General features: G+C 57.5%; 17 protein-coding genes (1 of these 17 running past the window's edge). 15 read left to right on the top strand and 2 right to left on the bottom strand.

All coding sequences use genetic code 11. The annotated features are described in order from the left end of the window. Both rhtA and AABC73_RS09930 read left to right on the top strand, forming a co-directional pair. On the top strand, positions 1 to 464 hold the 3' portion of the coding sequence (gene rhtA, locus AABC73_RS09935; RefSeq protein WP_341523433.1) for a threonine/homoserine exporter RhtA. The gene continues 424 nt to the left of window position 1, outside the view; 464 of the gene's 888 nt are visible here — the last part of the coding sequence; its start codon lies beyond the left edge, outside the window; its stop codon occupies positions 462 to 464. 179 nt (positions 465 to 643) lie between these two features. After that, entirely contained in the window at positions 644 to 937 is a 294-nt protein-coding gene (locus AABC73_RS09930; RefSeq protein ID WP_341523432.1) for a hypothetical protein, read from the top strand. Positions 938 to 995: 58 nt separating this feature from the next. Here the strand turns inward: AABC73_RS09930 and AABC73_RS09925 are convergent, their stop codons facing one another. After that, positions 996 to 2,804, bottom strand: a complete 1,809-nt coding sequence (locus AABC73_RS09925; RefSeq protein WP_341523431.1) for an aminopeptidase P family protein — start codon at positions 2,802 to 2,804, stop codon at positions 996 to 998. A 57-nt stretch (positions 2,805 to 2,861) separates the two neighbouring features. After that, positions 2,862 to 4,040, bottom strand: coding sequence for an aminotransferase class V-fold PLP-dependent enzyme (locus AABC73_RS09920; protein ID WP_341523430.1), 1,179 nt, complete (start codon positions 4,038 to 4,040; stop codon positions 2,862 to 2,864). A gap of 1,059 nt (positions 4,041 to 5,099) precedes the next feature. Between AABC73_RS09920 and AABC73_RS09915 the strand changes: the two genes are divergently transcribed. From AABC73_RS09915 to AABC73_RS09855, 13 genes are all read left to right on the top strand, one after another. Continuing rightward, complete coding sequence (locus tag AABC73_RS09915) at positions 5,100 to 5,888, top strand: hypothetical protein (RefSeq protein ID WP_341523429.1); 789 nt, start codon at positions 5,100 to 5,102, stop codon at positions 5,886 to 5,888. A 66-nt stretch (positions 5,889 to 5,954) separates the two neighbouring features. Further along, positions 5,955 to 7,076 (top strand): DegT/DnrJ/EryC1/StrS family aminotransferase, encoded by a 1,122-nt coding sequence (locus AABC73_RS09910; protein WP_341523428.1) that lies wholly within the window; start codon positions 5,955 to 5,957, stop codon positions 7,074 to 7,076. Positions 7,077 to 7,081: 5 nt separating this feature from the next. Beyond that, positions 7,082 to 8,596 carry an oligosaccharide flippase family protein gene (locus tag AABC73_RS09905; RefSeq protein WP_341523427.1) on the top strand — a complete coding sequence of 505 codons (1,515 nt, stop codon included), beginning with the start codon at positions 7,082 to 7,084 and terminating at the stop codon, positions 8,594 to 8,596. Positions 8,597 to 8,599: 3 nt separating this feature from the next. Beyond that, positions 8,600 to 9,535 carry a glycosyltransferase family A protein gene (locus tag AABC73_RS09900; RefSeq protein WP_341523426.1) on the top strand — a complete coding sequence of 312 codons (936 nt, stop codon included), beginning with the start codon at positions 8,600 to 8,602 and terminating at the stop codon, positions 9,533 to 9,535. After that, positions 9,525 to 9,977 carry a low molecular weight protein-tyrosine-phosphatase gene (locus AABC73_RS09895; RefSeq protein WP_341523425.1) on the top strand — a complete coding sequence of 151 codons (453 nt, stop codon included), beginning with the start codon at positions 9,525 to 9,527 and terminating at the stop codon, positions 9,975 to 9,977. The genes AABC73_RS09900 and AABC73_RS09895 overlap by 11 nt, the downstream gene beginning before the upstream one ends. Then, entirely contained in the window at positions 9,978 to 12,194 is a 2,217-nt protein-coding gene (locus tag AABC73_RS09890; RefSeq protein WP_341523424.1) for a polysaccharide biosynthesis tyrosine autokinase, read from the top strand. 37 nt (positions 12,195 to 12,231) lie between these two features. Then, positions 12,232 to 13,032 carry a WbqC family protein gene (locus tag AABC73_RS09885; protein ID WP_341523423.1) on the top strand — a complete coding sequence of 267 codons (801 nt, stop codon included), beginning with the start codon at positions 12,232 to 12,234 and terminating at the stop codon, positions 13,030 to 13,032. Positions 13,033 to 13,036: 4 nt separating this feature from the next. Then, a complete protein-coding gene (gene rfaH / locus AABC73_RS09880) occupies positions 13,037 to 13,552 on the top strand; it encodes a transcription/translation regulatory transformer protein RfaH (RefSeq protein WP_341523422.1) in 516 nt (171 codons plus the stop codon). An 84-nt stretch (positions 13,553 to 13,636) separates the two neighbouring features. Next, positions 13,637 to 14,638: a glycosyltransferase gene (locus tag AABC73_RS09875; RefSeq protein ID WP_341523421.1), complete on the top strand. Its 1,002-nt coding sequence runs from the start codon at positions 13,637 to 13,639 to the stop codon at positions 14,636 to 14,638. Further along, positions 14,635 to 15,903, top strand: coding sequence for a glycosyltransferase family 4 protein (locus tag AABC73_RS09870; protein WP_341523420.1), 1,269 nt, complete (start codon positions 14,635 to 14,637; stop codon positions 15,901 to 15,903). Before AABC73_RS09875 ends, AABC73_RS09870 begins: the two co-directional genes overlap by 4 nt. A 73-nt stretch (positions 15,904 to 15,976) precedes the next feature. Further along, entirely contained in the window at positions 15,977 to 17,287 is a 1,311-nt protein-coding gene (locus AABC73_RS09865; protein WP_341523419.1) for a hypothetical protein, read from the top strand. A gap of 124 nt (positions 17,288 to 17,411) precedes the next feature. Continuing rightward, positions 17,412 to 18,530 (top strand): glycosyltransferase family 1 protein, encoded by a 1,119-nt coding sequence (locus AABC73_RS09860; RefSeq protein ID WP_341523418.1) that lies wholly within the window; start codon positions 17,412 to 17,414, stop codon positions 18,528 to 18,530. Between the two features lie 138 nt (positions 18,531 to 18,668). Then, positions 18,669 to 19,886 carry a glycosyltransferase family 4 protein gene (locus AABC73_RS09855; protein WP_341523417.1) on the top strand — a complete coding sequence of 406 codons (1,218 nt, stop codon included), beginning with the start codon at positions 18,669 to 18,671 and terminating at the stop codon, positions 19,884 to 19,886. Positions 19,887 to 19,889 lie beyond the last annotated feature (3 nt).

Raw genomic sequence — 19,889 nt, 5'->3', positions numbered from 1 at the left:
CCAGCGCGAACCTTGACCTGACGGGTGTCGCCTACGCATTGGGTGCCGGAGTTTGCTGGGCTGCCTACATCCTGTTCGGCCAAAAGGCCGGGGAAGACAACGGCATTCAGACCGCCGCGCTAGGCGTATTGATTGCTGCGATATTCATCGCCCCCATCGGAATGGTGCACGCAGGCACCGCGCTGCTTGATATTGCATTGATACCGACCGCCATTGGCGTGGCGATTCTATCGACGGCCCTGCCCTACAGTCTGGAAATGGTCGCGCTGACGCGCATGCCTGCACGAACGTTTGGCACCCTGGCGAGTATCGAACCGGTGTTTGGCGCTCTATCCGGGATGCTTTTCCTTCATGAAGATCTGACACTTCTGCAGTGGCTGGCGATCGCCGCGATTATTCTGGCTTCAGCTGGCGCGACGCTCACGTCCCAACGAGAAACGTCGCAATTGGTGCCAGCCGATTGACGGATGTTTTGCCTGAAAATGAGATGTTGCTAGCATTTGTAACGTCGTTGAGCCATGTTTAGCGCCAGGCGATGTTCTTTTCTGGATTGCAATCCAGGCAGGGCAGTACGCCGCCTTGTCGCAAGCTACTGAATTCAGGGTGGGCGCCGCTTCTGGTCGATGCTCAGGTAAGGAAGGCAATGAAACACATTTTTATAGTGTTGGCGCTCTTGATAGCTACGGGATGCGCGGCAACATCAAAACCGCTCAAACAGACAAAGCGCGGAATTCACATCAATTGCTCCGGTCTGTCTTCTTCGTGGGAAAAATGCTACGAAATGGCGACAAGTTCCTGCGTTTCGCAGAACTACCGGATCATCGCCAAATCCGGTGATGCAGCTGAAGAGCCCGGCGACTATCCCTTCGGGCTCAACCCGGCCGGCTATACCAGCCGCAGCATGATCATCGTCTGCAAGAAACCAGTAAAACCCTAGCCGTAGGACGGCCGGTCGAAGTGCGCCTCGGCCCGTTGCCGAAGCGCAGGAACCCCCGTCAGATCCCGGCAGTGCGAGTGTTCAACCATTCCAGCGCAGCGCCTTGCAACAAAGGCGTCAAACGCTCCTGTACTTCGACGTGGTAATCATTGAGCCACGCACGCTCATCCTCGGCCAACAAGTCGATATCCAGGCATCGGGTATCGATAGGGCACAGAGTCAGCGTCTCGAACTTCAGAAACTCTCCGAATTCTGTCTTGCCCGCCTCGCGGTTGATCACCAGGTTTTCAATCCGAACTCCCCAACGGCCGGGGCGATATGTGCCCGGCTCGATTGAAGTGATCATGCCTGCCAGCATCGCGGTTTGCGGGGTAGCTGGCGCCTGATAGGCAATGACTTGTGGGCCCTCGTGAACATTCAGGAAGTAGCCCACGCCATGCCCAGTGCCATGACCGTAATTGACACCGCCCGCCCAGATGGGCGCACGAGCAATGGAATCCAGCAGAGGTGACAGAATTCCTTGTGGGAAAAGCGCCCGGGACAAAGCAATCACGCCTTTCAACACACGGGTGCAGTCCTGCTTTTGCTCGACCGTTGGCGTACCGACCGGCACCATGCGCGTGATGTCAGTGGTGCCGCCCAGGTACTGGCCGCCGGAATCAATCAACAACAAGCCATCGCCTTCGATCTGCGCAAATTCTTCTTCCGTAGCCCGGTAATGCGGCATCGCGCCATTAGCGTTGAATCCGGCGATGGTAGCGAAGCTGGCAGAGACATAACCCGGACGCCGCTGGCGCGCCTGACCGAGTTTTTCGTCAATGGTCAGCTCGCTGACCGGTTCATGGCCCAGGGCCGAATCCAGCCAAGTGAAAAACTCGCACAGCGCCGCGCCATCCTGCTCCATTGCCTGGCGAATATGCTGGGTGTCTGTTTCGGATTTCTGTGATTTGAACAGAGTGGTCGGGTTCAAGCCTTCGACGAAAGTGACTTCACTATCCAGGTAATCGAGCAGGCCACAGGTCACCCGTGCAGGGTCAATCAACAGGCGAGCGTCTTTGGGGACCGCGCGTAACGCTGCACCGATCTGCGTATATTCCAGCAAGGTGACGCCATCTGCCTCCAGGCTTTGGCGGATGCCGGCGTCGACTTTGGTGGAGTCAATAAAAAGACTGATGCTGTTGGGGCCAATTAACGCAAAGGAAATGAACACCGGGTTGTAGGAAACATCAGCGCCACGCAGGTTGAACAACCATGCGATGTCATCCAGCGTTGCAAGAAAATGCCAGTCAGCACCCCGCTCTGCCATGACCTTGCGCAGTCGAGTGAGTTTTTCGCTGCGGGCCACCGACGCCTGTGGTGGCAAATGCTCGTAGATCGGCTTGGTTGGCAGCGCCGGACGGTCTTCCCACAGCTCAGTCAGCAAGTCCAGATCGGTACGCAGTCGGGCACCACGATCATAGAGTTTGCTGGCCAGGGTTCGTGAGGAGGCCACGGCCAGCACTGCGCCATCCACGGCAACAACGGTTTCAGCCTTGGCTTGCTCGGCCAGCCACTCCAATGGCCCCTGCTGGCCCGGAACCAGCTTTACCAACTGGATGCCGCTGCCTGCCAGCTCTTTAGTAGCCTGTTCCCAGTAGCGGCTATCGGCCCAAAGACCCGCGAAATCCTGAGTGACAATCAGCGTGCCAACGGACCCATGAAAGCCGGACAGCCATTGCCTACCCTGCCAATAGCCCGGCAGGTATTCGGACAGATGCGGGTCAGCCGAAGGCACCAGATAAGCATCGATTCGCTCGCGGCTCATCAATGCCCGTGTTTGTGCCAAACGTTGCGACACCACACCGCTGGTTGTCGATTGCATAGTCATGGATTCTCCTGCTGTCCCGAAAAGTGATCGCTTTCGGGGCAGATAATGGAGCACCACTCAAGACTGAGCAACCGCCCAGAACGCAGGCTGTATGAGGGATGCCCGGATCAGACCGGCCGCACGCTCGATATCCTGCTCACTGGTGAAGCGGCCGAGACTCAAGCGGATGGTCTGACTGGCGGCTTGCGCGTCATACCCCAATGCAAGCAGAACATGGGATGGCGTGTTCTTGGCCGAGTTACATGCGGAGGTGGAGGAAAACGCCAGACCGTGACCCAGCGCCGAGATATCCAGGTCGCTGTTGGTGAAGGTCAGACTCAAGGTATGAGCAATGCGTTGGGTACGACAGCCATTGAAGTGCAGACCTGACACATCAGCCAGCAACTCGCGCAACCGCAGGTTCAAACGCTGGATATGGGCAACTTCGTCTTCGAATGACTCTGCGGCCAACGCGAATGCTGCCCCCATCCCGGCGATCTGGTGAGTAGCCAGAGTGCCGGAACGCAGCCCGCATTCATGACCGCCGCCGTGAATCTGCGCGAGTACACGTTGCTCGGCACGAGGGCCGACATACAGCGCGCCGATGCCTTTAGGACCGTAGACCTTGTGGGCAGAGAATGACATCAAGTCAACGGCCAGTCCGGACAGATCAATCCTGACCTTGCCCGCCCCTTGCGCCGCATCAACATGGAACAACGCACCGTGAGCGCGCACCTGCTTGCCGATTTCGGCGATGTCATTGAGCGTGCCCAGTTCGTTGTTGACCAGCATCAACGACACCAGAAAAGTATCCGGGCGCAGTGCGGCCGCTACAGCGTCAGCGGTGATCAGACCATCCGCATCAGGCGCCAGAAGCGTTACGTCGAAACCCTGACCCTGAAGTTGCTGCGCGGTATCGAGGATCGCCTTGTGTTCAATCTGGCTGGTGATGATGTGGCCGCGCGCCTGACCATTGCGCTGTGCATGGGACTGCGCAACACCTTTGAGTGCCAGGTTGTTTGATTCGGTTGCGCCAGATGTCCAGATGATTTGGGTAGCCTGAGCGCCGACGAGTCCTGCAACCTGTTGCCGAGCCAGTTCGACGGCTGACCGGGCGTTCTGCCCATAGGTATGCGAGCTGGACGCCGGATTGCCGAAATTGCCGGACATGCCCAGGCACTGGACCATTACCTGAATGACACGCTCATCGACAGGAGTGGTAGCCGCGTAGTCAAAATACAGCGCAATATTTTTCATAAGGTCACTCTAATAATGCGCAGCCCGGAACACAGGCTGTTGTCGCTGGTGGTATCCCTGGCTCGTTCGCAATCTGCGAGGCCAAGGCCTGAGGCCATGGAGTGATGATGCACCAAAACAATTAGATCAAAAAATTATTAATAATTATTTATGTATTCTATTTGGAAATATATGAGTTCAACCTTGCGCGGATTCAGACAGCGAGGACGATACGAGGAGCGTCGGGAAATATCCTACCGTAACTGATATGAAGCATATTCCATGCCCACCAGGCTCCGGCTGACCGCCTCGTATGCGCCTTTTACAGGGATGAGAAAGCCTGAAGTCTGAAGCCGTCACGTATTACCGACGGTTTTTTTTATAAATGCATCGAACGAGTGTCAAATGCCTCTCCAGACACACTCATTTGAACATGAAGTGTCGATACTGCACTTGCGCGACACTCGCAAACACACTTGGCGACTAACTTCTGGCGTTAATAAAACGACTCATCCCAGGCACCAGGCCGTTAAACGCCTAACTGTAAATGTGTCTAAAAAACGTCGTCGCACCGTAGCAGTGCACGCGCTGTTTTTTTGACTCCCATATAATTCAATCAGTTACGAAATATCTGGAACCGCTTATCAAAAATTTAACAGAAACTTGACGAAATAATTTGACAGAAAGCCCGTCCCCATCGATATATATGCCTGTCAAACATTTCCCAGCCAGTGCAGCGTCGCCCCAGAGCGATACGCCGGAATGTTCGACCGATACACCACTTGTTCTGCCCAAGACGTTAGTTATTACTACGGCGAGTTATTTGCGTCGGTGGGCGTCTTTCGTCTGATGGAAACTGAATAAATTGCTGAGTTTGCTCGGCATGGCGGTAGCTTGGCCTGATGCTTTGCTCCGTCAGATAACAAGTTCATTCAAGCACTTACATGCCTGTAGTCGATGTCAACCAGTCCGGATGTGCAGGATTGGGCGGTAGCGTGGCTGCAAGGGCGCCATTTGAGATGAATAAACCAGGCCCGCCGAGCGGTGAGCCCTTTACTTCGGACCCACAGGGTGTGAGTCATGCCATTTTCATTGCATATGAATGATCAGCAAGTAGAGCAACTGGCGGCAGAAATAAACGCCAATGGCTTTGCCCGGTTGCGCGACGTGATCAGCCAACCTGAATTGCAACAACTGCGCGGCTTTACGGACGCCCACGCCCAGCTGCATTACGGCGAATATTTTGCCTACCACGGCGAGAAGGCGCTGTCGCAAAGTTTGCTCGGTAGCATCTGGAGCAATCCTGACTTCAAACAGCTCGTCGACGCCCTGTACCGGCAGGCGACGCACCAGGAGTCGGCAAGTGATCGAATCTTCCCGGTGCTGCGTTGCGTGCAAGGCAATCTGGGACAGAAAGAGTCCAACTGCTTCCACTTTGACGCCAGCCTGGTCACCGCCCTGGTGCCGATATTCATTCCCACCGAAGGCAGTGATCGCGGCGATCTGATGGTGTTTCCCAATCTGCGCAAAGTACGCTCCAGCGTACTGCTGAACGTGATTGAAAAGGCGCTGATCCAGAATCGCGTCACACGCAAATTGATGACGCTGGCCATAGATCGCGGCTGGCTCAAGCCTCAGACAATTCCGCTGGTCCCAGGCGATATCTACCTGTTCTGGGGCTATCGCTCATTACACGCCAACAAGGCGTGCGGCGCCGGCGTCAAGCGGGCGACCGCGATCTTTCACTTCGGCGATCCCCATGCGGGCAGCCTGGCCACCCGGCTGATTCTGCAATTCAACCAGCGTCGCGCACGTCGGGTCAGCGACAAAACCGGCGCTCAGCCTCCGAAATCGACCCTCGGCCAGTAACCAGGGCCGCAACCAACTTCAGGGCAATTGCAGTTCCCGCGTTCAACGTTAGACATGGAGGCTTCGATGATCAACGTAACCAAAACCTACCTGGGCGATATCGGCAAGTTCAAGACCTACATAGAAGGCATTTATGCACGGGGCTGGCTTACCAATCACGGGCCGCTGGTGACGGAGCTGGAAGCTCGACTCAAGGATTATCTGGGCGTCAAACACATCATTCTCACCAATAACGGCACGCTTGCCCTGCAAGTCGCTTATCGCGCCTTGAACCTGAGCGGCAGCGCCGTGACCACGCCCTTCAGTTTCGTCGCGACCAGCAGCTCGTTGCAGTGGGAAGGCATCCGGCCGATCTTTGCCGATATCGACGCCAGCACCTGGAACATCTCCCCGGAACACATTGAAAGTCGCATTGAGCCAGACACTTCGGCCATCGTCGGCACGCATGTGTTCGGCAATCCATGCGCCGTCGAACGTATCGAAGAAATCGCTCGCCGTCGTAACCTGAAAGTCGTCTACGACGGTGCCCATGCCTTCGCCGTTCGGCATGCCGGACAATCTGTTCTTAACTGGGGTGATGTCAGCACCTTGAGCTTTCACGCCACCAAGCTGTTTCACACAGTCGAAGGCGGCGCGATCATCACCAACGATGACGAAATAGCCAAGCGTGCCTACCTGCTGTGCAACTTCGGAATTGCCGACGTCGACAAGATCGACGGGATCGGCATCAACGCCAAGCTCAATGAATTCTCTGCGGCCATGGGCCTGTGTGTGCTCGATGACATCGAGAACATTCTCGAGGAGCGTGCCGAAATTGCCTACCGCTACACCTCGCGACTGGAAAACTACCTGGACCTGCAACAGGCAGAAGCCAACAGCCAGCTCAACCACAGCTATTACCCGGTGGGCTTGCGGGACGAGCAGCAACTGCTGCGTGTGCGTGCCGCACTCAACAACCGGGATATCAATCCGCGCCGGTACTTCTACCCATCGCTGGATACCCTCGAATATCTGCAGCCGCAGATCCCGCAAACCGAATCCCGTGCCTTGAGTGAGCGTGTCCTGTGCCTGCCGATTTATCCAGGCCTGCAACGCGCTGATCAGGACAAGGTGATCAACACCATCATCGACGAATGCAGCTTCAGCAACGCCCATTACCAAAGCCCTGCCCTCGCTCAGGTCATCTAGTGGCTATGCAAACGAAACGCTCCGTGGTCCGCAACACTGCATTGAACTATGCCGGGCAGGCCTACGTCTTGCTGGTCGGTATCCTGATCATGCCGTTCTACCTCGGCCACCTGGGTGCCGAGGCCTACGGCCTGATCGGGTTCTTCGCGGTCATGCAGGCATGGTTGCAATTGCTTGACGCAGGCCTGTCGCCCAGCCTGGTGCGTGCCGTCGCCCACCAGCAAGGTACGCCGGCCAGCGAACGTAATTCGGGACATCTGCTGCGGTCGTTCGAGATTATTTTTCTACCCCTGACCCTGTTGTGCTGCGTCACGATTTACCTGAGCAGCCCGTGGATTGCCCTGCAATGGCTCAATGCCAAAGAGTTGCAACCGCAAACCTTGATTCATTGCATCAGCCTGATGGGTGTGGTGATAGCCCTGCGCCTGTATTCGACGCTCTACAAAAGCGGCATCCAGGGCCTGGAGCAGCATGGCTGGCTCAACCTGGCCAATATCATCATTGCCACCCTGCGCTACTTCGGCGGCCTGCTGCTGGTCAGCGTCTACTCCCAGGACCCGGCGGACTTCTTCGAGTTTCAGGTTGCAGTAGGCTTGATCGAAACCTTGATGTTTGCCGGGCGCGCCTATCAGCAAATGCCGACGCCGCACTGGCTCAGCGGGTTCAACTGGCGACTGGTCAAACCGATCATTCCGTTTGCGGCGAGCATGTCATTCACGGCGGTGCTGTGGATCGTCCTGACACAGATCGACAAAGTGTTGCTGTCCGAGCAGCTGCCGCTGGACCAATACGGCTACTTCTCATTGGTGGCGCTGATCACCACCGGGATCTTGATGCTGACCAATCCGCTGGTGCAAACCCTGCTGCCGCGCCTGACCGTATTGATGGCAGAAGGTCGCCGCGACGATATGCACCGGCTGTTTCTGGCCGCCAACCGCTTCGTCTGCACGTTTCTGTTTCCGCTGGCTGCGGTGATTGCCTTGCATGCCCAGCCCTTGATCTACGCCTGGACCGGCGATCAGGTCGCGGCGCAATGGAGCCGTTCGATCCTGTGCTGGTACGCGTTGGGCAGCGCGATCATGGCCGTCAGCGCGTTTCAGTTCTATCTGCAATACGCCTACGGGAAAATGAATCTGCACGTCCGGTACAGCATCGTTTCAGCGGTGATCACCGTTCCGGTGGTGTTCCTGGCGATTCATTACCAAGGCGCTTATGGCGCTGCACTGGCCTGGTTTTTCCTGCGCATCGTGTCGTTCGCGGTATGGCCGATGATCGTTCACAACCACCTGGCGCCGGGCATTCACGGCACGTGGTTACGCGACATCCTGCGCATCAGCCTAATGACCGGCGTCGGCCTGGCAATCAGCGAGCCAATGTTTCGCATGATCGCGGCCGACGACCGTTTCAGCGTGTTCGCCGGTCTGGCGGTCAGCGGCTTGATCACCCTGATCGTCGTGGCGGCCAGCGACAAACCGCTGGCTTCGAGACTTTTCATTTTGTTCAGCAAACCGAGTACCTGAGCCATGGATGACAAGACATTAGAAACGTCCACTGCCCCGTCCCAGCCACCGCTAGTGAGCATCGTCTGCCCTGCCTACAACCAGGGAGCGTTTATCGCTCAGACACTGGACAGTTTTCTGGCACAACAGACGACATTCAGTTTTGAAATCCTGATCAACGACGATGCCTCCACCGACGGCACGGCACAGATCATCGCCGAATACACCGAGCGTTATCCGACGATCATCAGGCCGTTCTATCAAACGGTGAATCAGTACCAATATGGCAAGCCCTGCGTGCCAGGCCTGTTTGCCAAAGCCCGGGGCCGTTACATCGCGTACTGCGAAGCCGACGACTACTGGACCGATCCGCGCAAACTGCAAATCCAGGTGGACTTCCTGGAAAGCCATCCGGACTACGTCATCACTTATCACGACGCGGTGGCGTTCGACAGCGAAGGCGAGAAAGGCATCCAGTTGCAGGGCAAGTTACGCGGCGATGCGACGGCTCTGCAACTGCAGAAGGCCCGGCCGATTTCGACCCTGACCGTGTGCTTTCGCAACATGATCAGCATCCTGCCGCCAGAGCTGCTGATGCCGGTCGCCCCGCTCAATGACATGTGCTGGTGGTCGCTGCTCGGGGCTTTCGGCAAAGGCAAGTTTCTCGCGCAGATCAAACCCGCTGCCTACCGCGTGCATCCGGGCGGCATTTTCTCGATGCGTACCCATAAACGAAAGCTTCATATGAGCCTGCAAACCTGTAGCAGTCTGGCTAACTACTACAACCGGCAGGGCAATCAGGAGCTGTACGAATACTTCCTTATGCAAACCATCGGCCTGGCGATTTCCGCACTGGCGCCGGTGCATAAGCTGCAGGCGCTGTTGATGGTGGCGCGAAATTTCACCGTCAACCTCGGCAAGCGGCTCATGCCTTCGATAAGCAAGGGCCATGTTCAGTAACGTTCTGGTGATCTGCATCGGCAACATCTGCCGCAGCCCCATGGCTGAAGCGCTGTTGCGCCAGCGGGTGCTGGCGCTGGATGTGCAGATCGCCTCGGCGGGCACGCACGCGATGCTCGATTCGCCAATCGACCCGCTGGCTCAGGCGGTTTTGCAGATGCACCAGGTGCCAACACTCAGGCACCGCGCCCGCCAGATGGATCGCGACATGTTGCACCAGGCCGAGCTGATCCTGCTGATGGAAAACGCCCAACTCAAAAGCGTTTTGAGGATGGCACCCGAAGTTCGCGGCAAGACTTTTCTGATTGGCAAATGGCAACAACAAATGGAAATAGCCGACCCCTACCGGCAACCAAAATTAGCCTTTGAACAGACCTACGAGCACCTCTCGCGATGTGTCGACGACTGGCTACCTTATCTTCAGTCAGGAGAAACAAGATAAATGACCGCTATGAACCGTTCTTCCCTGGACTACTACCAGGACTCCCGGATCGATTTGGCAACTATCTTGCGCACGTTATTCGACCATAAGGGCCTGATCCTCTCAATTGTCGGGCTGTTCTGCCTGGTCGGGCTGGCCTACGCGATACTTGCCGAGCCGATCTATCAGGCCAACGCGATGATCCAGATCGAGCCAAAGAAAATCGGCATCGAAGGCACTCCGGAAGTTTCCAACAAACCGATGTCGGTGTCTCAGGCGACTACCGAAATCGAGCTGATCAAGTCGCGGGCAGTGCTGGGCAAGGTGGTTGATGACCTCAAGCTGAACATCGTGCAGCGTCCCGATTACTTCCCGATGATCGGCGGTTACCTCAGCCGCACGTTCAAGCCAGAGCGGCCGGGCCAGTTCGCCGAACCGTGGTTCGGCATGAGTCAATACGCCTGGGGCGGCGAGAAGCTCGACGTCTTCCAGCTTGAGGTTCCCGAAGATCTGTTGGGTGAAAAACTGACCCTCGTCGCAGGTAAGCCAGGCTTCTTCACACTGTATGACAAGGACCACAACCAGATTCTCAGCGGCGCCGTCAACCAGACCGTCGAAGGCCATGGCGCGAAGATCCAGGTCGCCACGCTCAATGCCCGGCCAGGGACTGAATTCACGGTTTCCAAACTGCGCACGTTAACCGCCGCGCTCAATTATCAGGAGCGCCTGAAAATCACCGAAGCCGGTAAGGACTCGGGGATCATCTACCTGGCGTTGCAGGACCCGAACCCGGAAAAGGCCAACAAGATCGTTGATGAAATCAGCCGTCTTTACGTACGTCAGAACGTCGAACGCAGTTCCGCCGAGGCCGCCCAACGCCTGGACTTCCTGCGCTCGCAACTGCCGGCCGTACGCAAGCAGCTGGAAGCGTCGGAAGTCGCCTTGAACAACTTCCAGACCAGCGCCAAGTCGGTGGATCTGAGCATCGAAACCAAGGGCGTCCTGGATCAGGTCGTGAAGCTGGATTCGATGCTCTCGGAACTCAAGATGCGCCGCGTCGAACTGGAGCGGCTGTACACCCGCGAACACCCGAACTATCGCGCCTTGATGAGCCAGATGAGCCAGCTGGAAGCGCAAAAACAGGGCCTGCTGAAAAAGATCGAAACTCTGCCTGAAACCCAGCAGGAATTGCTGCGCCTGACTCGCGACATGCAGGTCACCAGCCAGACCTACACCTTGATGCTGAACAAAAGCCAGGAGCAGGACATTCTGCGCGCTGGCAGCATCGGCAATGTCCGCATCATCGACAACGCCGACGCCAACGTGGAAGAGCCGGTCAAGCCGATGAAGAAACTCATCGTGCTGATTGCGACGTTGCTGGGTGCGCTGGTCGCGGTCGCCACAGTGTTCGTTCGCCAGGCGTTCTATCGCGGCGTGGACAACCCTGAAGTCATCGAAAACATCGGCATGCCGGTGTACGCATCCCTGCCCTACTCGCGCCAGCAGGAACGTCTGGAAAAGAACAATCAAAGCCGCACGGCCAGCAAGGAATCCCGACTGCTGAGCGTATCGGCACCGACCGAACTGGCAGTGGAATCCCTGCGCAGCCTGCGTACCAGCCTGCATTTCGCAATGCTCGAAGCACGCAACAATGTGCTGATGATTTCCAGCCCGTCGCCGGGCGCAGGCAAGTCATTCGTTTCCAGCAACCTGGCGGTGATCATCGCCCAGACCGGCAAGCGCGTGCTGCTGATCGACGCCGATATGCGTAAGGGTTACCTGCACAAGGTGTTCGGCCTGCAACCCAAGCACGGTCTGTCCGACACACTGGCCGCGCGCCTGAAAAGCACCGAAGTCATCCATCACACCGAAGTGCGCAACCTGGATTTCATTTCCTGCGGTTTCGCGGCGCCCAATCCTTCGGAGCTGTTGATGCATGACAACTTCAACAAGATGCTCACCGAGCTCTCGCCGCTGTATGACCTGGTGCTGGTCGACACGCCGCCGATCCTGGCCGTGACCGACGCCACTCTGGTCGGTCGCCAGGCCGGTACATGCCTGTTGGTCACCCGTTTCGGTCTGACTTCGGTCAAGGAAATCGAAGCCTGCAAGCGTCGACTTGGTCAAAACGGTGTAGTCATCAAGGGCGCCATATTCAATGGCGTGCTACGCAAGGCTTCGACCGCAGATTACGACTGTGCCGCCTACGGATACGACTACAGTCCAGTACGCAAATAACGAGCAAAGATCACCCAACACACTAAAGGAGTTACGCATGGCCAGGACCATAGCAATGATGCAGCCATACCTCTTCCCCTACCTGGGCTATTTTCAATTGATCGCAGCAGCAGATGTCTTCGTCCTGGGAGACGATCTGCAATATATCCGCTCCGGCTGGGTCAATCGAAACCGCATTCTGAACAACGGCGAGGCGAAGCTGATTACCTTCCCGCTGAAAAAGGATCGCTTCGAGCTGCCGATCATGCAGCGCCAGTTCATCGACACCTTCAGCGACGAAGCCGAACGCCTGATCAACATCATTACCCAGAACTATCGCAAGGCGCCGTACTTCGAACAGGTCATGCCTTTGGTAACGCGCCTGATCCGCTTTGCGCAGCAGAATCTCGCGCTGTACGCCGAGCACGTCATCCGCGAGCTGTGTGCGTATCTGCACATCGTGACGCCGATTCTGCGCGGCTCGGACCTGAAGCTGAACTCGTGCACCGACAGGCAGGACCGGGTGATCAATATCGCCCATACCTTTGCCGCCACGACCTTTCTCAATCCCATCGGTGGTGCCGAGCTGTACGACCGCGACCTGTTCGCCAGAAATGGCCTGCTGGTGCGCTTTTTCAAGATGGATGAAGTGGTCTACCGGCAATTGGGCAAGCCGTTCGTACCCAACCTGTCAATCATCGACGTGCTGATGTTCAACTGCGTCGAACAGGTCCAGGCCATGCTCGCCTGCTTCACCGTCAGCGATGGCGCCGGTGGGAATCAAGAGGATCTGCTGGCCGGGCTCGTCAGTCAGCAGGACGCCACCAAGCCCTCGTTCACACGCACCGCAGTGGAGTGAATGTATGTCTCAATTCAATAGCCCCGCCCGTTGGTACCTGATCCAGACCAAACCGCGTCAGGAGGCCCGCGCAGAAGAGCATTTGCAGCGGCAGAGCTTCGAATGCTATCGGCCGCTGAAGACAGGAGAGCCGAAAAAGCGCACGCCCAAAGTGGCAAGCGAAGAAGAGTTGTTCCCGGGCTACCTGTTCATCCGCATGGATCAGGTGCACGACAACTGGTACCCGATTCGCTCGACCCGTGGCGTGGCGCGCATCGTCACCTTCGGCGGCCATCCGGTTCCGGTCCAGGATGAACTCATCGAACAGATCCGCCAACGCTTGCATGAACCCGTCGCCAAAGTCGATTTCCGGCAAGGCGAGCGCGTGATGATCAAGGCTGGCGAACTGTGTGATATCGAGGCGATTTTCCTTGCCGCTGATGGCGCCGAGCGTGCCGTCATCCTGCTTAACCTGCTGCAGCGGGAACAGAAAGTGGTGTTGCCGATGAGCAGTCTGTTGCGGATGGAAGCCAGGGTCTAAGGCAACGTTTCGCCAGGCCCCGGTTGTTCACACGCACCGGGGTTGCAGCACTACCTTCATTTCTATTGCGGACGGAACCTCAGCATGACTCAACTCACGACATTGGTGACGCTCACCTATGGTGACCGTTTCAATTATTTGCACACCCTTGTCAGCCGCTCGCTGGAAAGCCCGTTGATTGACCGTGTGATCATCGTCAGCAACGCGTCCGTTGCCCCGCTGGAAAACCTGCGCACCACCTGGCCCGGCCAGGTCGAAGTTATCTATCTGGACAACAACACCGGTTCGGCCAAAGGTTACTCGGTGGGCATCAAGGCCGCACTGGATGCCGGTGCCGAATACATCTGGCTGATGGACGACGATAACGCACCGACGCACAACGCCATCGCGACTCTGCACACATGCCTGCGTCAGCTGGAAGAAATCGATGGCCGCGACAAGTCGGCGGTGCTTGGCTTTCGCCCAACTCATCAGGCTGACATTGCCGCTGGCGTTCCCGGTCGTTTCGCCATTCAGCGCCGCTCCAGCTTCTTCGGTTTTCACATTGCGCAACTGCCCTACAAGCTCTGGCGCCGCCGCCCCTGGGTGCATCCCCAGCGCAAGCAAGACAAGATCCCGATGGTGCAATTGCCCTTCGCCACCTACGGCGGCCTGCTTGCTCATCGCAGTCTTTATCAACGCATTGGCCTGCCCCTTGATGCCTTGATGCTGTATGCCGATGACAGTGAATACACCTGGCGCATCACCGCCGGTGGCGGACGCATATTCCTGGTGCCCGACGCGCTGCTCGACGACCTCGAAGACTCATGGAACATCAAGGCGCGCACCAGCAACATCTACGAGAGTTTCCTGCTGGGCGGTTCGGACCTCAGGGCCTATTACGGCGCCCGCAACCAGGCCTGGTTCGACAAGAACATCTGGGCCTCGTCGTCTGTGCTGTACAACCTCAACCGCTGGATGTTCTTCCGCCTGTTACGTCTGATCGCCAAACGCCGTGGCGCAGAAAAACGCCTGAACCTGATCGAAAAGGCCATTCAGGATGGCGAGGCAGGCGTGCTGGGCCTGAACCGCTCCTATCCCCTATGAAGTTGTTATTCATCTCGAGTCTTTACGCACCCAATATCGGGGGCGGTGCAGAGATCATCCTGCAACGCACCGTCGAAGGCCTGTACAAGCGAGGCTACAAGGTCGCGGTACTGGCGACCGGAGCCGAGTCCGGCCTCAAGGAGGAGATGATCAATCAAGTCAGGGTGTACCGCGCAGGGCTGCGCAACTTCTACTGGCATTTCAGGGATCAGCGCCCTGGGAAACTGGCGCGGTTGGGCTGGCATCTTCGCGATCGATATAACGGCGGCATGCGCGAATACGTAAGGCGGGTGATCAAGATCGAGAAGCCCGACCTGGTGGTCTGTCACAACCTCACCGGCTGGTCCGTGTCGGCATGGGATGAAATCACCGCCGCCGGCAAACCGATCGTGCAGGTGTTGCACGATCTGTATCTGCTCTGCCCGAGCAGCACCATGTTCAAAGACGGCGAAAGCTGCCGCAACCAATGCGGCCGCTGCGAACATTTTCGCAAAGGCCATGATGATCGCTCGGCACAGGTCGATACGGTGGTGGGTGTCAGCCGCTTCATGCTCGACACCCTGCAGGACAACGGCTATTTCAAGAACGCCCTTGGCTTTGTTGTACATAACGCCAGCCCTTGCCCTCCCTTGCTGGTCAAGGCCAAAACCAATCCGCAACCGGAGGCCAGGAAAGCGCCGCTGCGCTTCGGCTTCATGGGCACGCTCTCGGAGCCTAAAGGCGTGCGCTGGCTGATCGAGCAATTCCGCGCACTGCCTTTTGACGCGACGCTGCAGATCGCCGGTCGCGGGCAATTGGACGACGAAGCCCGCTTCAAGACAATGGCAGCGGAATCGCCCCGTATCAGCTTTGTCGGCTATCAGAAACCCGAGGCGTTTTATAAACAGATCGATGTGGCCATCGTGCCGTCGATCTGGAATGAACCGTTCGGCATGGTCGCCGTTGAGGCCTGCGCTTATGCAAAGCCGGTGATTGCCAGTCGCATGGGCGGCCTGCAGGAGATTATCCAGGACCAGCTCAACGGTTTGTTGTGCAGCCCGGACGATCCGGATTCCCTGGGGCTGGCCATGCTCAAACTGCACCAGCAACCGGCTTTGCTGGCACGTTTGAGTTCCCAGGCCCGAGTCAGCGTTGCTTCGCTGCTTGACATGGATCTGATGCTCGACAGCTACCAGAGTATTTTTGCCCAGACCCTGCTGGACAGGATCGTACGGCACGATGAGCCGTCGATTTCAGGCTCCAGCCAGGTCGATCGCCCAACATAAGGAAGTGTTATCCATCGGCCCGTGACTCACCTGAGCAAGCGCTCCGGACCGTGCCTCTTCATTGAGACAAAATATGCCCAAGCCGCCCATCGCCCGATCGCGACCGCTGACGATGCTTGTGATTTGCCTGTTCATGAGCTGTATGGCAATTGCCGATGAGCGATTCATCATCGGCGTCGATACTCACTTGATGAACAAAAGCAGCTCGTCGGCCAAGGCACTGCAACTGCTCGAAGAAGCCGGAGTCGATTCGGTACGCGATGATGCCTACTGGTCGACGGCCGAACCCCGACGCGGCATGTTGCGCATCGACCCGGCCTGGCAAGCCTATTTGAGCAAGGCCCAGGAACATCGACTGCGACCCTTGCTGGTATTGGGTTATGGCAACACCTATTACAGCAACTACGCCAAGCCTCGTACTCCACTGGTCAAGGAAGGTTTTGGCAACTACGTGTCATTCGTTACTCGGGAACTGGCTGACAGCGTGGATTTTTACGAAATCTGGAATGAGTGGGATAAAGAAAACCCCGTGGACCCGGGCTTCGCCACGGACTACAGCAACCTGGTGGAAGAAACCGCGCAGCGCATCCGTCAGCAGAAGAAACCAGTGACGATCCTTGCCGGCGCGGTGACCAGCCTCGGTATGGATCTGGGTTTCGCCGATCGCCTGGTGGAGGCTGGCGTACTCAACCACGCCGACGGCCTTTCCCTGCATCCTTATGTGCATTGCCGGCATGAGGAACGGCATACCCCGGAACGCTGGATAGCCTGGCTGCGCTGGGTGGACGCGGATCTCAGGGCCTTGGCCTCGCGCCCGGTGCCCTTGTACCTGACCGAGATGGGCTGGCCCAGCAACACCGGCAAATGCGGCTTGAGCGAACAGACCCAGGCCGCCTATCTGGCGCGCAGTTTCTTCCTGGCTCAAACGCTGCCGGATATCAAAGGGTTGTGGTGGTACGACCTGTTCAATGATGGCAATGACATCAATGATCCAGAGCAGAACTTCGGTCTGCTCAAACAGGATCTGACGTTAAAACCGTCATACCTGACCCTCAAGGCAATCAGCCCGATTTTGCATGATTACCGCTACGACGCCGAAAAAAGCCGCGAGCTGGATTCAACCTATCTGCTGCGCTTTGCCAAAGGTTCGGAGCAGGCGTTGGTGGCCTGGACAACCGGTGAGCCGCGCCTGATTCGGGTCGAGGCAAGCAGCGTACAGCGCGGCAACGTCCTGCTGATCGACAGTGGCAAACCGGGCAAAGGGCTGATCGATACCGGCATTGCCTGGGACTGCAACGACAGCCGTTGTTCGGCCCAGGTGCCCATCGACGAATTTCCGAAAATCATCAGCCTGGGCAGTAAGCCACCGCTGTTTGCCCAATGAGTTATGAGTCCAATAACTACGGCGCACAGCGCCCAGGTATCGCGCAGTGCGAGCAGCCCATCGGTCAAGGCCTGCTTGCGCGAACCCGTCAATCGACCCAATTCTCTTTTCAGGTCGCGCCCCAATGATTGTGATCAATGCCCGTTTTCTGACCCAGGAAATACGCGGAGTACAGCGTTTCGCCGAGCAGACCTGCCTGGCCCTCAAGCAGCTGCGAGACGATGTGGTTTTCGTCGCTCCCCACGACATCAAGTTGCACGAAAGCGCAAAAGCGCTGAACGTTCAATGCATCGGTCGCAACAGCGGCCACCTGTGGGAACAACTGGATTTGCCGCTGTACCTGTACCGCCATGGCAGCCCGTTACTGGTCTCGCTGACCAGCACCGCGCCGATCTGGTACAGCAACCAGATAGCAACCCATCTGGACATCAATTACATACGCTACCCGCAAAGTTATTCCCGAGCGTTTCGCACCGCTTACCGCGCCCTCACTCCGGTGCTGCTGTCGCGGCTCAAGGCGCTGATGACCGTGAGCCAGTTTTCCAAGGGCGAGATTGCAAGCTTTTATGGCTTCCCGGAGAACCGGATCTACGTCATCCCGGCGGCGGTCAGCGAGGCGTTCGTACCGGCACATTCTGCTGCCGATCAGCCTGAATACCTGCTGGCGGTTTCTTCGCCCAGCGCGCACAAAAACTTCAACCGCATGATCCAGGCGTTCCTCAGCCTGCGCGGTCAGGAAAACATTCAGCTGCATATCGTCGGTGGCGGCAACGATGTTTTCGCTGACCCCAACCTGCAACGTCTGGCCAGCCGCGATCCGCGCATCCGCTTTCTGGGACGACTCAACGACGCTGAACTGATTGCGCAGTATCAGGGCGCGACGGCTTTTGTTTTCCCCTCGCTGTATGAAGGGTTCGGCATTCCGCCCCTTGAGGCCCAGGCCTGCGGTTGCCCGGTATTGGCCGCCAACGCCGCGTCAATTCCGGAAGTGCTGCAAGCCAGCGCGTTGTACTTCGACCCGCTGGACGTCAGCCACATGGCCGCGGCCATGGAGCGCATTCTGACCGACCTGCCGTTGCGGCAATCCTTGCGGCGTCGTGGCTTGACCAACGTCCGGCGCTTTTCCTGGGAGGAATCAGCACGCCGGGTATCGCAACGCATCGACGCGCTGGTCAACGCGCAATCCGATCCCGTGCCGTCAGCTCGCGGCGCGGTTACTGACTCCTCTTCCGGCAAGTCTTGAAGCGCCGAGGGAAACGGTCAGTGCTTTCACTGCATGGATAACGCCTGGCTCACCAGGGCAAACAACTCAACAACGACACGCCAAGACGCAGCCTGCCCACGTCTGCAGTGGAGCATGTGCCAATAGAAGGGAAACCCAATGAGAATAGCTATAGTCCACGACTGGCTGGTGACTTACGCCGGCGCCGAACGCGTACTGGCGTCGCTGCTGAAGGTCTGGCCCGAGGCCGATCTGTTTTCCGTGATTGACTTTCTCAGCGACCAGGATCGCGCCCATCTTGGCGGCAAGGTCGCCAAAACCACGTTTATCCAACGCCTGCCCAAAGCCAGGACTCACTATCAACGTTATCTGCCACTGATGCCGCTGGCCATCGAACAACTTGACCTGTCGGGCTATGACTTGATCATCAGCAGCAGCCACGCCGTGGCAAAAGGCGTGCTCAGCGGCCCTGATCAATTGCACATCAGCTACGTACATTCGCCCATTCGTTATGCCTGGGACCTGCAGCATCAATATCTGCTGGAATCCGGAATGAGCACCGGCTTCAAGAGCAAATTGGCACGCATGGTCCTGCACTACATCCGCATGTGGGACCAGCGCACGTCAGCTGGCGTGGACGACTTCATTGCCAATTCGTACTTCATCGGCGGGCGGATTTCCAAGGCCTATCGTCGCGATTCAACGGTGATTTACCCACCGGTGGATACCGTCAATTTCACGCCCCAGGACACCAAGCAGGACTATTACTTCACCGCGTCGCGCATGGTCCCCTACAAACGCATGCCGATGATCATCGAGGCGTTCGCGGCCATGCCGGACAAGCGCCTGATCGTGATCGGCGACGGCCCGGAAATGGCCAGGGCCAAAGCCATCAACGCACCCAACGTCACGCTGCTCGGGTATCAGCCGTTCGCGGTATTGCTGGAGCACATGCGCAATGCCAAAGCCTTTGTCTTCGCTGCCGAAGAAGACTTCGGCATCAGCCCAGTGGAGGCCCAGGCCTGTGGCACGCCAGTAATCGCGTTCGCCAAGGGTGGCGCTCTGGAAACCGTCTGCGGTCTGGATCATCCGCAGCCAACCGGGGTGTTTTTTCATCAGCAAACCATGGCCGCCGTGGTCGCCGCCGTGGGCGAGTTCGAAGCCGCACAGTCGCGGATCACTGTTCAGGCCTGCCGAGCCAATGCCGAGCGGTTCTCTTGCGAGCGATTTGAGGAGGAAATCAAATATTTCGTCGAAAGCCGCCTGGCCGCCGCACGTCTGGCACGTCAACCGGCGCAATACCGCATGCCGCAAGCCACCCCGATCCTGGTCAACAGCGACCTGAGTGCACGTGTCGTCCCGATCAAATCTGTCTGAGCG

Source organism: Pseudomonas sp. G.S.17 (genome assembly GCF_038096165.1).
Lineage (GTDB): Bacteria > Pseudomonadota > Gammaproteobacteria > Pseudomonadales > Pseudomonadaceae > Aquipseudomonas.
Note: the sequence above shows the minus strand (reverse complement) of the source record. Positions and strands in the feature narration are given on the sequence as shown.

Excerpts from the sequence above, each read along its gene's own strand:
- AABC73_RS09890 (WP_341523424.1), top strand. The coding sequence starts at position 9,978 with ATGACCGCTATGAACCGTTCTTCCCTGGACTACTACCAGGACTCCCGG.
- AABC73_RS09870 (WP_341523420.1), top strand. The coding sequence starts at position 14,635 with ATGAAGTTGTTATTCATCTCGAGTCTTTACGCACCCAATATCGGGGGC.
- AABC73_RS09865 (WP_341523419.1), top strand. The coding sequence starts at position 15,977 with ATGCCCAAGCCGCCCATCGCCCGATCGCGACCGCTGACGATGCTTGTG.
- AABC73_RS09925 (WP_341523431.1), bottom strand. The coding sequence starts at position 2,804 with ATGACTATGCAATCGACAACCAGCGGTGTGGTGTCGCAACGTTTGGCA.
- AABC73_RS09910 (WP_341523428.1), top strand. The coding sequence starts at position 5,955 with ATGATCAACGTAACCAAAACCTACCTGGGCGATATCGGCAAGTTCAAG.
- rfaH (WP_341523422.1), top strand. The coding sequence starts at position 13,037 with ATGTCTCAATTCAATAGCCCCGCCCGTTGGTACCTGATCCAGACCAAA.
- AABC73_RS09875 (WP_341523421.1), top strand. The coding sequence starts at position 13,637 with ATGACTCAACTCACGACATTGGTGACGCTCACCTATGGTGACCGTTTC.
- AABC73_RS09905 (WP_341523427.1), top strand. The coding sequence starts at position 7,082 with ATGCAAACGAAACGCTCCGTGGTCCGCAACACTGCATTGAACTATGCC.
- AABC73_RS09930 (WP_341523432.1), top strand. The coding sequence starts at position 644 with ATGAAACACATTTTTATAGTGTTGGCGCTCTTGATAGCTACGGGATGC.
- AABC73_RS09895 (WP_341523425.1), top strand. The coding sequence starts at position 9,525 with ATGTTCAGTAACGTTCTGGTGATCTGCATCGGCAACATCTGCCGCAGC.
- AABC73_RS09855 (WP_341523417.1), top strand. The coding sequence starts at position 18,669 with ATGAGAATAGCTATAGTCCACGACTGGCTGGTGACTTACGCCGGCGCC.
- AABC73_RS09860 (WP_341523418.1), top strand. The coding sequence starts at position 17,412 with ATGATTGTGATCAATGCCCGTTTTCTGACCCAGGAAATACGCGGAGTA.
- AABC73_RS09885 (WP_341523423.1), top strand. The coding sequence starts at position 12,232 with ATGGCCAGGACCATAGCAATGATGCAGCCATACCTCTTCCCCTACCTG.
- AABC73_RS09915 (WP_341523429.1), top strand. The coding sequence starts at position 5,100 with ATGCCATTTTCATTGCATATGAATGATCAGCAAGTAGAGCAACTGGCG.
- AABC73_RS09920 (WP_341523430.1), bottom strand. The coding sequence starts at position 4,040 with ATGAAAAATATTGCGCTGTATTTTGACTACGCGGCTACCACTCCTGTC.
- AABC73_RS09900 (WP_341523426.1), top strand. The coding sequence starts at position 8,600 with ATGGATGACAAGACATTAGAAACGTCCACTGCCCCGTCCCAGCCACCG.